This is a genomic window from Microbacterium invictum, assembly GCF_014197265.1.
In the GTDB taxonomy this organism is placed as follows: domain Bacteria; phylum Actinomycetota; class Actinomycetes; order Actinomycetales; family Microbacteriaceae; genus Microbacterium; species Microbacterium invictum.
Genome location: NZ_JACIFH010000001.1, coordinates 566,658 through 580,228, shown reverse-complemented (window position 1 = coordinate 580,228; position 13,571 = coordinate 566,658). Strand labels below are relative to the sequence as shown.

The 13,571-nt window shown below is 68.1% G+C and carries 12 protein-coding genes; 1 reads left to right on the top strand and 11 read right to left on the bottom strand.

Annotation, left to right across the window (positions count from 1 at the left end; all coding sequences use genetic code 11):
- Positions 1 to 148: 148 nt before the first annotated feature.
- The 8 genes from BKA10_RS02810 to BKA10_RS02775 form a co-directional block, all read right to left on the bottom strand.
- Positions 149 to 1,444, bottom strand: coding sequence for a citrate synthase (locus BKA10_RS02810; protein WP_183498498.1), 1,296 nt, complete (start codon positions 1,442 to 1,444; stop codon positions 149 to 151).
- A 100-nt stretch (positions 1,445 to 1,544) separates the two neighbouring features.
- Positions 1,545 to 2,651 carry a succinyldiaminopimelate transaminase gene (gene dapC / locus BKA10_RS02805; RefSeq protein WP_183498497.1) on the bottom strand — a complete coding sequence of 369 codons (1,107 nt, stop codon included), beginning with the start codon at positions 2,649 to 2,651 and terminating at the stop codon, positions 1,545 to 1,547.
- Positions 2,651 to 2,971 carry a ferredoxin gene (fdxA, locus tag BKA10_RS02800; protein WP_183498496.1) on the bottom strand — a complete coding sequence of 107 codons (321 nt, stop codon included), beginning with the start codon at positions 2,969 to 2,971 and terminating at the stop codon, positions 2,651 to 2,653. The genes dapC and fdxA overlap by 1 nt, the downstream gene beginning before the upstream one ends.
- Before the next feature lie 10 nt (positions 2,972 to 2,981).
- The gene (locus BKA10_RS02795) at positions 2,982 to 3,383 is read right to left on the bottom strand and encodes a DUF6113 family protein (protein ID WP_183498495.1); all 402 of its coding nucleotides are present in this window, start codon (positions 3,381 to 3,383) and stop codon (positions 2,982 to 2,984) included.
- Between the two features lie 36 nt (positions 3,384 to 3,419).
- Entirely contained in the window at positions 3,420 to 3,734 is a 315-nt protein-coding gene (locus BKA10_RS02790; RefSeq protein WP_183498494.1) for an AzlD domain-containing protein, read from the bottom strand.
- Positions 3,731 to 4,468, bottom strand: coding sequence for an AzlC family ABC transporter permease (locus BKA10_RS02785; protein WP_183498493.1), 738 nt, complete (start codon positions 4,466 to 4,468; stop codon positions 3,731 to 3,733). The genes BKA10_RS02790 and BKA10_RS02785 overlap by 4 nt, the downstream gene beginning before the upstream one ends.
- Before the next feature lie 96 nt (positions 4,469 to 4,564).
- On the bottom strand, positions 4,565 to 6,475 hold the full coding sequence (gene typA / locus BKA10_RS02780; protein WP_183498492.1) for a translational GTPase TypA: 1,911 nt from the start codon (positions 6,473 to 6,475) through the stop codon (positions 4,565 to 4,567).
- 97 nt (positions 6,476 to 6,572) lie between these two features.
- Positions 6,573 to 8,333, bottom strand: coding sequence for an ABC transporter ATP-binding protein (locus BKA10_RS02775; protein WP_183498491.1), 1,761 nt, complete (start codon positions 8,331 to 8,333; stop codon positions 6,573 to 6,575).
- Positions 8,334 to 8,371: 38 nt separating this feature from the next.
- On the opposite strand from BKA10_RS02775, the gene BKA10_RS02770 reads away from it, so the two are divergent.
- On the top strand, positions 8,372 to 8,977 hold the full coding sequence (locus BKA10_RS02770; RefSeq protein WP_183498490.1) for a PH domain-containing protein: 606 nt from the start codon (positions 8,372 to 8,374) through the stop codon (positions 8,975 to 8,977).
- Positions 8,978 to 8,991: 14 nt separating this feature from the next.
- Here BKA10_RS02770 and BKA10_RS02765 read toward each other — a convergent pair whose 3' ends face one another.
- The 3 genes from BKA10_RS02765 to BKA10_RS02755 all read right to left on the bottom strand — a co-directional run bounded on the left by BKA10_RS02765 (position 8,992) and on the right by BKA10_RS02755 (position 13,512).
- Positions 8,992 to 10,047: an ABC transporter permease gene (locus BKA10_RS02765; protein WP_183498489.1), complete on the bottom strand. Its 1,056-nt coding sequence runs from the start codon at positions 10,045 to 10,047 to the stop codon at positions 8,992 to 8,994.
- On the bottom strand, positions 10,047 to 11,582 hold the full coding sequence (locus tag BKA10_RS02760; protein WP_183498488.1) for an ABC transporter permease: 1,536 nt from the start codon (positions 11,580 to 11,582) through the stop codon (positions 10,047 to 10,049). The genes BKA10_RS02765 and BKA10_RS02760 overlap by 1 nt, the downstream gene beginning before the upstream one ends.
- 157 nt (positions 11,583 to 11,739) lie before the next feature.
- Positions 11,740 to 13,512 carry an ABC transporter family substrate-binding protein gene (locus tag BKA10_RS02755; protein ID WP_183498487.1) on the bottom strand — a complete coding sequence of 591 codons (1,773 nt, stop codon included), beginning with the start codon at positions 13,510 to 13,512 and terminating at the stop codon, positions 11,740 to 11,742.
- Between the last annotated feature and the right edge of the window lie 59 nt (positions 13,513 to 13,571).

Genomic DNA, 13,571 nt, shown 5'->3' with positions numbered 1-13,571 from the left:
GTCGCCTCTCCCCCGCGAGAGAACACCTCGCGGACGAGAGAACGGTTGACACCCGTTCTCTCGTCGCCGGGTTGTTCTCTCGGCGCCGGGTTGTTCTCTCGGCGAGGAGATGTTCTCTCGGCGAGGAGATGTTCTCGGCGCGGGCGGGTCAGTTCGCGCCGGGGTAGTCCCGCGCGCCGGCGCCGATGTACAGCTGCTGGGGGCGGCCGATCTTCGTCTGCGGGTCGTACTGCATCTCGCGCCAGTGCGCGAGCCAGCCGGGCAGCCGGCCGATGGCGAACAGGACGGTGAACATCCGCGTCGGGAAGCCCATCGCCTTGTAGATCACGCCCGTGTAGAAGTCGACGTTCGGGTAGAGGCGACGCTCCTTGAAGTAGTCGTCCTCGAGGGCGACCTGCTCGAGCTCGGTGGCCAGGTCGAGCAGCGGGTCATGCACCCCGAGTTCGCGCAGCACCTCGTCGGCCGACTCCTTGACCAGCCTGGCGCGGGGGTCGTAGTTCTTGTAGACGCGATGCCCGAAGCCCATGAGCTTCACGCCGTCTTCCTTGTTCTTGACCCGCTCGACGAAGCGCTGGACGCTCTCACCCGAATCGCGGATGCGCGCGAGCATGTCGAGCACGGCCTCGTTCGCGCCGCCGTGCAGCGGACCGTACAGGGCGTTGATGCCCGCCGAGATCGACGAGAACTGGTTGGCGCCCGTGGACCCGACCAGGCGCACCGTCGAGGTGGATGCGTTCTGCTCGTGGTCTTCGTGCAGGATCAGCAGACGCTCGAGGGCCCGCGACATGACCGGGTTGATCTCGTACGGCTCGCTGTGCACGCCGAAGTTGAGCTTGAGGAAGTTGTCGACGAAGCTCAGCGAGTTGTCGGGGTACAGGAACGCCTGTCCGACGCTCTTCTTGTGCGCATACGCGGCGATGACGGGCAGCTTGGCCAGCAGCCGAATGGTGTTCAGCTCGACGTGCTCGGGATCGTGCGGGTCGGACTGGTGCTCGTAGTACGTCGACAGCGCCGCCGTGGCCGAAGAAAGCACCGACATCGGGTGCGCCGTGTGCGGCAGCGACGAGAAGAAGTGCTTGAGGTCTTCGTGCAGAAGCGTGTGGCGACGGATCCTGTCGTCGAACTCGGCGAGCTCATCGGCGGTGGGCAGTTCGCCGTACAGCAGCAACCAGGCGACCTCGAGATAGGTGCTGCCCGTCGCCAGCTGCTCGATCGGATACCCGCGGTAGCGCAGGATTCCCTCGTCGCCGTCGATGTAGGTGATCTTCGAGGTGGTGGATGCCGTGTTGACGAAGCCGTAGTCCAGCGCGGTGTGCCCGGTCTGCTTCGTGAAGGTCGAGAAGTCGACGCTGGGGATGCCCTCTGCACCGGGGAGGATCGGCAGCTGGGCGGTCCGGTCACCGATGGTGACCTGGGCCGTCTGAGGGGTATCCGGGTTGCTCACGAAGCCTCCTTGCCGTGTTGGACGCACTCGTTACAGCCTATCTGCCGCCTGGGCCTACTCCTGACCCCGCCAAAGGATCGGGCATTCGGTAGTGGGACTTCTACGAACCCGACAGCCGGCGTGCCGCCTCGGCGATCCGCTCATCGGTCGCGGTGAGCGAGAAGCGCACGTGCTGCGGGAAGTGCGTGCCGTAGAAGTGCCCGGGTCCGGCGAGGATGCCGTGGCCGGCCATGCGGTCCATCGTCGTCCACGCGTCCTCGCCCGCGGTCGCCCACAGGTAGAGTCCGCCCTCGCTGCGGTCGATGCGCAGCCCGGCGTGCTCGAGTGCCGGACGCAGGATGTCGCGACGGACCCGGTAGCGCTCCTTCTGCTCGCCGACGTGCGCGTCGTCGCCGAGCGCGACGGTCATCGCGGCCTGCACGGGCGTGGGCAGCATGAGACCGAGGTGCTTGCGCGCGGTGAGCAGTCGGACGACGAGCGCCGAGTCGCCGGCGAGGAACGCGGCCCGGTACCCGGCGAGGTTCGACTGCTTGCTGAGGGAGTAGACCGACAGGATGCCGGTGACATCACCCGCCGTCACACGAGGGTCCAGGACGCTGGGCACCCCGGCATCCATCCACGGATCGTCCCAGCCGAGCTCGGCGTAGCACTCGTCCGACGCGAGGACCGCACCCAGTTCACGGGCACGGGAGACGGCGGCGCGCAGCTCGTCGATGCCGAGCACGCGGCCATCGGGGTTGCCGGGCGAGTTCAGCCACACCAGCCGCGTGCCCTCGGGCCACTCGGCCGGGTCGTCCGACGCCAACGGAGTCGCGCCGACGAGCCGGGCGCCGACCTCGTACGACGGGTACGCCGCACGCGGGTGGACGACGACGTCCCCGGCGGTGACGTCCAGCAGCAGCGGCAGGAGGGCGACGAGCTCCTTGGAGCCGACGGTCGGCAGCACCTGATCGACGCTGAGCCCGGGCACCCCCCGGCGGCGGGCATACCAGGCGACGATCGCCTCGCGCAGGGCGGGCGTACCCACCGTCTGCGGGTAGGCGTGGGCGTCGGTCGCGGCCCGCAGCGCCTCGGCGATGACGGCCGGCGTCGGGTCGACGGGTGAGCCGATGGACAGGTCGACGATGCCACCGGGGTGGTTGCGCGCCTTCTGAGCGTAGGGTGCGACGGCGTCCCAGGGGTAGTCGGCGAGGTCGCGGACGGCCATTACGGCGCCTGCGGAGGCAGTGCGGCGATCACCGGGTGATCCTTCTTGATGACGCCGATCTTGGCGGCGCCGCCGGGTGACCCGATGTCGTCGAAGAACTCGACGTTGGCGGTGTAGTAGTCCTGCCACTCGTCGGGCAGGTCGTCTTCGTAGTAGATCGCCTCGACGGGGCACACCGGTTCGCACGCACCGCAGTCGACGCACTCGTCGGGGTGGATGTACAGCGAGCGTTCACCCTCGTAGATGCAGTCCACGGGACACTCATCGACGCAGGCGCGGTCCTTCACGTCGACGCACGGCAGGGCGATCACATACGTCACGAGGACAAGTCTAGTTCGTGGGCCGATCCTCGGACGCGTCGCGGACTGCCGGTGTCGACGGCCACGCGACGATCAGCCCGGCGACGATCGGCGCGGCGAACATCCAGATCACCCCGGTCGACAGCTCCCCCTCGGGCGGTGCGGGCACCACGACCGACCCGCCCGGACCGGTTCCGGAGAACAGCACCGTCGACAGGGCGATGCCCGCTCCGGTGGCCAGAGCCGCCCAGCGGTCTGCGGTGAGCAGGCGGACGGCCAGCACGAGCGCGGCGACGCCGATGATCGCGACGATCAGGCCGACGGGGAACCAGCCCCAGCGCGCGCTCTGGCCTATCGTCCCGGCAATGCCGTAGACGAAGCCGATGGCGGCCGCGACCACCCAGGTCGCCACGCGGGCCCACGAGAACTTCACCGCACAAGTCTAGGCGCGCCCGCGTGGGCGCGCCTGTCAGGCCGCCCAGCCCCACAAGCGCAGCAGTGCGGCCACCACGGCTGCGGCGACCACGACGACCAGGAACGGCGCACGCAGCATGAGCAGGCCCGCTGCCACCAGCACGGCCGGCACGCGCGCGTCGACGACGATCGCCTGACCGACCCCGAGGGTCTGCACGGCGACGAGTGCGGCCAGCAGCGCGACGGTCAGCAGGTCGGTGATGCGCGAGGGCGCGGGCGCTTCGAACCACCGGGGCGGGATCAGATAGCCGAGGGTCTTGAGCGCGACGCACACGAGTGCCGAGACGATGACGGCGTTCCACAGCGTCATGGCAGCCCCTCCCGTTCGGGGACGTCGTCGGGCTCTTCGGGCGCCGATTCCCGATCGCCGAGCCAGTTCGTCCATCCCACGACCACCGCCACCACGGCCGCCAGCAGCACCGGGATGCCGGGCATGAGCGACGGGGTGAGCACCGTGGCCACCACTGCGGCCGCAATCCCCACCGCGATGGCCTGCGTGCGCCGCAGGCGCGGCCACAGCAGCGCGAGGAATGCGGCCGCGGCCGCGGCGTCGAGCCCATAGGCCCGCGGGTCGCCGAGCACATCGCCCAGCAGCGCGCCGGCGAGGGTCGAGAGGTTCCACCCGATGTAGATGCCGATGCCGGTCACCCAGAACCCGGTCAGCCGCGCCCGTGGTGCCGTCTGCGCGAGCGAGACGGCGGTCGACTCGTCGATCGTGAAGTGCGCCGCCGCGGCCCGGCGCCAGAATCCGGCGCCGATGACCGGCGACATGCGCAGCCCGTAGGCGACGTTGCGGGCGCCGAGCAGCCCCGCCGATGCGATCGCCGCAGGTGCGGCCGCGAGCCCGCCCGCGCCGATCACCCCGACGAATGCGAACTGCGATCCGCCGGTGAACATGAGCAGGCTCAGCACGCACGTCTGCCACACGTCCAGGCCCGAGGCCACCGCGAGAGCGCCGAAGGAGATGCCGTACGCACTGGTGGCGATCGCCACGCCGAGCCCATCGCGCCACGCGCGCCGGACCTGCTCGCGTTCGTGACTCACCGCTCGATGCTATCCGGCCCGGGGCCGGCTATGCCGCGCAGAGCGATGGATGCCGCGGCCCGAGCGCTGCGGGCCGCGGCATCCATTCACTCAAGGTCAGGCGCTGGCGTCCTGGCGCTTCAGGCGTGCGGTCGCGCGGGCGCGCTCGGTCGCATCGAGATTGACCTTGCGGATGCGCACGATCTCGGGGGTCACCTCGACGCATTCGTCGTCGCGGGCGAACTCGAGGCTCTCCTCGAGGGTCAACTGGCGCGGGGGCGTCATCGATTCGAACGTGTCCGACGTCGACTGGCGCATGTTCGTGAGCTTCTTCTCCTTGGTGATGTTCACGTCCATGTCGTCGGCGCGCGAGTTCTCACCGACCACCATGCCCTCATACACCTCCTGGGTGGGCTGCACGAAGAACGACATCCGCTCCTGGAGGGCGATGATGGCGAACGGCGTGACCACACCCGAGCGGTCGGCGACGATCGAGCCGTTCTGACGGGTCACGATGTGACCGGCCCAGGGCTCGTAGCCGTGCGAGATCGCGTTGGCGATGCCGGTGCCGCGGGTTGTCGTCAGGAACTCGGTGCGGAAGCCGATGAGGCCGCGCGAGGGCACGATGAACTCCATGCGCACCCAGCCGGTGCCGTGGTTGGTCATGTTGTCCATGCGACCCTTGCGGGCGGCGAGCAGCTGGGTGATCGCGCCGAGGTACTCCTCGGGCGCGTCGATCGTCAGGTGCTCGAAGGGCTCGTGCGTCTTGCCGTCGACCTGCTTGGTGACCACCTGGGGCTTGCCGACGGTGAGCTCGAAGCCCTCGCGGCGCATGTTCTCGACGAGGATCGCGAGGGCGAGCTCGCCGCGTCCCTGCACCTCCCACGCGTCGGGACGGCCGATGTCGACGACCTTGAGCGAGACGTTTCCGACGAGTTCGCGATCGAGACGGTCCTTGACCATGCGGGCGGTCAGCTTGTGGCCCTTGACCTTGCCGATGAGGGGCGACGTGTTGGTGCCGATCGTCATCGAGATCGCGGGGTCGTCGACGTGGATCTGCGGCAGCGGCCGCACGTCCTCGATGTCGGCGATCGTCTCACCGATCGTGATGTCGGGGAATCCGGCGATCGCGACGATGTCGCCGGGGCCGGCGTCGTCGGCGGGGTAGCGGTCGAGCGCGCGGGTCTTGAGGAGCTCGGTGATGCGGGCGTTGCTGACCGTGCCGTCGTGGCGCACCCAGGCGACCGTCTGGCCCTTCTTCAGCGTGCCGTTGAACACGCGCAGCAGGGCGAGACGGCCGAGGAACGGGCTCGAGTCGAGGTTGGTGACCCACGCCTGCAGCGGCGCCTCGTCGTCGTAGGCCGGTGCGGGCACATGCTCGAGGATCGCCTCGAACAGCGGCTCGAGGTCGTCGTTGTCAGGCAGCGAGCCGTTGTCGGGGCGGGTGCGCGAGGCGGCGCCGGCGCGACCGGAGGCGTAGACGACCGGCACGTCCAGGAGCGCGTCGACGTCGAGGTCGGGCACGTCGTCGACGAGGTCGGACGCCAGCCCCAGGAGCAGGTCGTGCGCCTCTTCCTCGACCTCGGCGATACGCGCGTCGGGGCGATCAGTCTTGTTGACCAGGAGGATCACCGGGAGTTTGGCTTCGAGGGCCTTGCGCAGCACGAAGCGGGTCTGGGGCAGGGGGCCTTCACTGGCATCCACCAGCAGTACGACGCCGTCAACCATCGACAGCCCGCGCTCGACCTCGCCGCCGAAATCGGCGTGGCCGGGCGTGTCGATCACGTTGATCGTGATGGGCACATCCGAATGGATGCCGTTGTAGGTGATCGCCGTGTTCTTGGCGAGGATCGTGATGCCCTTCTCACGCTCGAGGTCGTTCGAGTCCATCGCGCGCTCTTCCATGTGCTCGTGCGATCCGAAAGAGCCGGTCTGGCGGAGCATGGCGTCGACCAGCGTCGTCTTGCCGTGATCGACGTGCGCGACGATTGCGACGTTGCGGAGGTCTGAGCGGAGGGCGTGCGCCATGAAGGGGTCCTATGCAGAATGGGGGTGCGCCGGGATGCCGACGATACATACTACAAGGGCTCGCTGAATGAGCGCTTCAGGCCTTCTGCCTGCGGAATCAGATGACGTCGTCGCGCAGCAGCACCGCACGTGCCTCGCGGCGCTGGCGCTGCTCCTCGGGATCGGGCACCGGGATCGCGGCGATCAGACGCTTCGTGTAGGCCTCGCTGGGCGCTCGCAGGATCTGACCGGTCGCGCCCTGTTCGACGATGCGTCCCTTGCTCATCACGATGATCCGGTCGGCGAGCGAGTCGACGACGGCGAGGTCGTGGCTGACGAACAGGCACGCGAAGCCGAGGTCGGCCTGCAGCTGACGCAGCAGCTCGAGCACGGTGGCCTGCACCGACACGTCGAGCGCGGAGGTCGGCTCGTCGGCGATGAGCAGCTTGGGCTGCAGCGACAGTGCCCGAGCGATGCCCACGCGCTGCTTCTGCCCACCGGACAGCTCGTGCGGGTACCGGTTGCGGTACGAACGGGGCAGCTCCACGGCATCCAGCAGCTCTTGGATGCGCGTGTCGAGCTGGCGGCCCTTCGCCACCTTCGCCAGCAGCATGGGCTCACCGATCGACTGGGCGATCGGCAAGCGCGGGTTCAGCGACGACGACGGGTCCTGGAAGACGATTCCCACGTCCTTGTGCACCCGGCGCAGCGTGGACCGGTTCGCCGACGTGATGTCGATGCCCACGACCTCGGCGGTGCCGTCCGCGATCGGCAGAAGTCCGATGGCCGCGCGACCCACGGTGGTCTTGCCCGAACCCGACTCGCCGACGAGTCCCGTGACCTCGCCGGGGTATACCGAGAAGGAGGCGTGCTCTACGGCACGGAACGCCGGCACGCGCCCGCGCTTGGGGTACTCGATCGCGACGTCGTCGAAGCGCAGGACCGGCTTTCCGAGGCCACTGCGTCGCTCTTCGTCCTTGCGGGCGGCGACCTCGGCGAGACGGATCTCGGTGGTGTCGCCCGCCAGCGCGGCGGTGGTGTCGATGGTCTCGTCGGCGCCGTCGCCGATGCGGGGCACCGCACCGAGCAGCTCCTGGGTGTACGGGTGCTGCGGGGCGCCGAAGATGCCGTGCACGGTGCCGCGTTCGACGATCTCGCCGCGGCGCATGACCACGATGTCGTCGGCGATGTCGGCGACCACGCCCATGTCGTGGGTGATGATCAGGATCGCCGAGTCGAGCCGGTGGCGGAGGTCCCGCATGAGGTCGAGGATCTCGGCCTGGACTGTCACGTCGAGCGCCGTCGTGGGCTCGTCGGCGATCAGCAGCTTGGGGTCGCACGAGATCGACTGCGCGATCATGGCACGCTGACGCTGACCACCCGACAGCTGGTGGGGATACGAGTCGAACGCCTTCTGCGGGTCGGGCAGCTCCACCATCGCGAGCAGCTCGAGCGCGCGCGTCTTGGCTTCGCTGGGCGACATGCCGAAGTGGACGCGCAGCGTCTCGATGATCTGGAATCCCACGGTGAACACGGGGTTCAGGGCTGTCATGGGCTCCTGGAAGATGACCGCGATCTCGCCGCCGCGGATCCGTCGCAGGTGGTCGGCATCCATACCCAGGATCTCTTCGCCGTCGAGCTTCACGCTGCCGCGCACGCGCGCGTTCTTGGGGAGGAGTCCCAGCATGGCCATCGAGCTCGCGCTCTTGCCCGAACCGGACTCGCCCACGATGGCCAGCGCCTTGCCGCGTTCGAGCGTGTAATCGAGCTTCTTGGCGGCGGGCACCCAGAAGTTGTCGACGGCGAAGTCCACCGACAGCCCCTCGACCTGGAGAAGTGGTGCGGAGCCGGCCTGGCCGGCGGTGTTCAGTTCAGTCATCGGGTCGTCCTGGTCTGCGTGCAAGAGAGAATGGAGGGATGAGCGAGCCCGTGCGTGTGAGATCCACCTTCAACCGGTCGATGGCCGTCGTCGTGTGGACCGTCGCCGGCTTGGCCGTCCTCACTGCGCTGTGGACCGACCGCGAGAACATGCTGTGGGTGTACCCGGCGGCCGCGGCGGCCGGCGTGCTCGGCTGGGTCGCCCTGTGGCGCCCCCATGTCGAGGTGTCGGACGCCGGCATCCGACTGCAGAACGTCACCCACCGGGTGCTCGTCCCCTGGCATGCGCTCATCCATGTGGATACCCGGCGTGCACTCACGCTGCTGACGCCGCAGGGTGCCTTCGTGGCCTGGTCGGCGCCGGCGCCCGGACTGTTGTCCGCGCTGAATTCCAACGCCCGGACGGCGCGACGCGAGGCGCGCGCGGCCGGCGCGGACGTCCGCAACAGCGACCTGGTCGGTTCGGACTCGGGCAACGCCGCCGTCGTGATCCGCGAGCAGTGGGAGAACCGCCGCGAACGCGGCGACGTGGAGCTCGGGGTGGCCGCCGAGACCCCGGTGCGCCGTCAGTGGGAGCCGGCCCTGCCGCTGCTGGGCGGCCTGCTGGTGGTCGTGACCCTCTGGACGATGGTCGCGACCGCGTGACCTGCGCGCGCTGATCACAGTTGCGCCTTCGCCTCGTCCTCTGAGACCGCGTCATCGGCGGAGACGACGGTCGCGTCGGCCGGCAGCTCCTTCACCTTGCGAAAGACGACGCGCTTCTGGCGCGGGTCGAACGCGTCGCGCAGTCCGTCGCCGACGAAGTTGACCAGCAGCGACAGCAGCACGATGAGCACGGCCGGCCACCAGAACAGCCACGGGCGGGTCTGGAATGCGGACTGGTTCTGCGCGATCAGCAGACCCAGCGACACGTCGGGCGAACGGACGCCATAGCCGAGGAACGAGAGCGAGGTCTCGAGGATGACCGCGGCGGCGATCAGCAGCGTCGTGGACACGATGACCACGCCGATGGCGTTGGGCAGGATGTGCTTGAAGATGATCCGCGCATCCGAGGCGCCCGCGACGCGAGCCGCCTCGACGAACTCGCGCTCTCGCAGGGTGAGGAACTCGGCTCGCACGAGACGGGCCACCCCCGTCCAGGCGAAGAAGCCGAGGAATACGGCCAGCACGACCGGGCCCAGGCCTCCTGCGGCAGAGCCGACGACCGCGCCGATGACGATGATCGGGATGACGATGACCACGTCGGTCAGACGCATGAGCACCGAATCGACCCAGCCGCGGTAGTACCCGGCGATGGCGCCGATCACGACCCCGATGAACGACGCCAGCAGGCCGATGATGAACATGATGTAGGACGAGTTCACCAGCCCCCGCATGACCATCGCGAAGTAGTCCTTGCCGACCGTGTTCTGCCCGAACGGGTGTTCACCCAGCGAGAACGGGAACAGTGTCAACGTAGGCCGGCCACCGTCGACCGGCGGGAGCAGCTGCTCGTGGTTCCACTTCCACCACCCGGGCCACGCCCCGATGCCCGTGACGCTCACGGCGAAGCCGACGAGGAGGACGAACAGGACCGCGCTGATCACGGCCGGCTTGTGCGCCACGAACCGGCGGAGGGTCAGCCGGCCCTGGCTGATGCCGCGCTCGTCGGCGGCGAGCACGTGCGACTGCTCGATGACGTCGCCGGGGAGCCCCGGGTCATTGGGGAGCGCCATCACTTGACCCTCACTCTCGGGTCGATGACGGAATAGGCGAGGTCGGCGAGGAAGTTGAACGTGATCGCGAAGATCGCGATGACGATGAAGTACGCCATGACCGGGTTCGGATCCCCCGCTCGAAGACCGTTGTTGAACAGGGCGCCCATGCCGCTGAACGCGAAGATGCTCTCGGTGATAATCGCACCGCCGATCAGCGCGCCGACGTCGGCGGCGACGATGGTCGTGATCGGGATGAGTGAGTTTCGCAGCGCATGGCGCACCACGACGGTTCGCTCAGGAAGGCCCTTCGCGCGAGCCGTGCGGATGTAGTCCTGGTTGAGGGTCTCGAGCATGCCACCGCGCGCGTAACGCGTATACGCGGCGAACGAGATCAACATGAGGCTGATCGTGGGCAGCAGCAGGTGGGTGAACGTGTCGATGCCGGAGATCCAGAAGTCGCCGTTGAGATTCGGGGTCTCGGAGCCGATCGTCGCGATCGGCCGGCCCCGCACGCGCGGGTGGCGCACATACTCGTTCCAGTGCTGCATGAACTGGTCGAGGATGATCACGCCCCAGCCCAGAAGGCCGGTGAACACGCCGATGCGGATGGCCTGACCCTTGTCGTACTCGCCGAGCAGCCAGCCTGCGACGACGCCGACGACGGCTGCGATCAGGAACAGGGCGAAGACGCCCCAGCCGCCCCACCCGGCCAGCACCGGCTGGAGGGCGAAGTAGCAGACGATGAGCACGATCGCCGTCGCGCCCGCCGTCCGCCACGCGTATCGGGCATGCGCGCCCGCGATCATCACGACCATCGCGGCGGCAAAGCCCGCGATGAGAAGCGGGGCCACGACAGGTCCCAGTGCCGGGTCGAGGAACCACGCCGTCACGCTCATGAAGTAGAGGATGCCGATCGTGACGACCGTCGCGACGGCGAAGGTGACCAGGCGCCTCGCGCGCGGTCCCCCGGTCATCGCCTGCAGGAAGAACCCGAATATCACCGAGAAGACGATGATGAACGGCCATGTGAACACCGGTTCGGCGAGCCAGTCGTTGAAGGTGAGCGCGACGAACACCTTGAGCAGCACCGCCATCACGAACGACGGCAGCGAGTAGAAGAGGAAGCTGGCGAAGGTGAACGTGTTGTCGACCGCGCTGTACTGGCGCAGCGCCGAGACGATGCCCACGACGATGCCGAGCACGATCGCGAGGATGGTGGAGGCGGTGACCAACTGGAGGGTCGCGCCCATGGCCCGGCCGAGCAGGATCGTCACGGGCTGGTTCTGGATCGTCACGCCGAGGTCGCACCCGCCGAACGGGATCACGCAGCGGGCGGCGCCCAGGAACCAATTGAACCAGCGCACCGGAATGGGCTGATTGAGATTGAGCCACTCGGTGCGCTGCTGGATCAACGCTTCGCGGTTCGGGCTGTTGGACGCATAGAGATCCTCGAGCGGGTCGCGCGCGACCGCGACCATGGCGTACATGAGGAATGACGCGGCGATGAGGATCAGGATCGATACGCCGATGCGCCGAAGGATGAAGCTAAGCACGGGGTTGGCCCTTCATGCGGACAAGGTAGCAGGCGTGCGGCGGGGAACTCGTGATTCCGCGCGTCCGCAGGCGTGCCTGTGGTCGATCTGCACGCGCAGGGGGCGCCGGGTGGTGAGACCCGACGCCCCTGCGTCGTACGTCAGTGGGTGGTGCCGATTACTCGGCGACCGTCCACTCCCAGAAGTTCCAGATCGGACCGGTCTGGTTACCCATGTAGGTGACCCCCTCGAGCCGGTCGGTGTGGGCCTCCAGGCCCGCACTCTGGAACAGCGGCAGACCGTAGCCGTCCGCGAACAGTTCCGTGTCGGCCTCGATCGTCAGCGCGTCGATCTCGGCCGGGTCGAGCGTGACCGGGATCGTGCGGGCGATCTCGTCGACACGGTCGTTGGCGAACTTGTTGAAGTTGCTGCCACCGAAGCTCGCGAAGATCTGCGGGATCGTGCCGTTGCCGACACCCGGCGAGCTCCATCCGAAGATGACGGCGTCGTAGATGTCCGAGCCCAGCTGTGCGCTCCAGTCCTCGCGTCCGACGTCCTCGACCGTGATGCCGGCCTCAGCTGCCGAAGCCTGGATGGCCTGGAACGAGTCGACGCGGTTCGGGTTGTTGATGTTGTACATCAGTCGGATGGTCGGAGTGGCACCGGCGAGCAGCTCCTTGGCGCCCTCGATGTCGACCTCGTTGAAGGCGTCCGAGCCGTTCGCCGCGATGGCGTCGGCGTAGGCCGGCTGCGCGGGGATGAACAGCTGCGAGTTGAGCACCTCGGCGTTCGGGTTGACCGGCTTGATCAGCGTGTCGACGATCTGCTGGCGCGGGATCGTCTTGAGGAAGGCCTCGCGCACGTTGGCGTCGGCGAACACACCGGCGAAGGTGAGGTCGATGTGGTCGTAGGCGAGCTGGTCGCCCTGGATGACCTGAACGCCGTCCATGCCCTCGAGGGTGGTGAGCATGTCGCCGCTGGCCTGCGGGACGATCAGGTCGACCTCGCCGTTCTGCAGCGCCGTGACCTGAGCCTGCGCGTCACCGATGAACCGGATGACGAACTCGCTGAAGCTCGGGGTGAGGTCACCCGTGTAGGACTCGTTGAGGGTCAGCGTCATGGACTGCGACGGCTCCCACGAGGAGATCGTGAAGGGTCCGCTCGACAGGTACAGCGACTCGTCCTCGGGCAGCGACGTCATGTCGAAGCCGGTGTTCCAGAAGTCGGCCGCGGCCTTGAGCGTCTCGTTGACCGGTGCCGGGCTCGCCGCGTCGCCGCGGGGGCTCGTCAGGATCGTGTCGACGAGGTCGGCGACCTCGAGGCCGGCCTTGTCCGCCAGGACGTGGATCGGCTGGTCGGTCAGGCCGTTGAGGTTCCAGTCGACGAACGGCGCGTCGTACTCGAGCGTGAGCGACAGCTTGTCGTCGCTGACCTCGGTGATCGTCGAGGTCTTGAGGCCCTCAGTGCTGCCCGCGTACTCGAAGTACTGCGTGCCCGCGGTGACATTGCCATCGGCGTCGAAGGTCGCATCGTCGAAGATGCCCGAGCTGACTGCCCAGCCGAGGACCAGGTCGTCGGCGTCGATGGGGTCGCCGTCAGACCAGACGAGGCCCTCGTTGAGGGTGTACTTGACCTGAAGCGGGTCCTCCGAGAGAACCTCCATCTTGCCGAACGACTCGTCGGGGACGACCTCGTAGGTGTCGCTGACGTAGTAGAAGCCGGCGCGGGTCAGGTAGTTGACCTTGCCGTTGATGTCGAGGTTGCCGGTGGCACTGATCGCGTTCGTGCTGGTGAACTCGTTCACCTCGGCGATCGTGACGTTGGTGTCGACGACGGGCTCGTCGCTGTCGCTGGGCTCGGGCGTCGTCGAGCATCCGCTGATCGCGAGGGCTGTGATCCCCACGCCGGCGACGATCCCGAGCGCACGCTTACGCCATGTCTGGTTAGACACGCTGTTTCCTCCTGTGCAGGTTAGGTGCACCACTCGCGGGCGTCAGCCCCCGGTGGCAC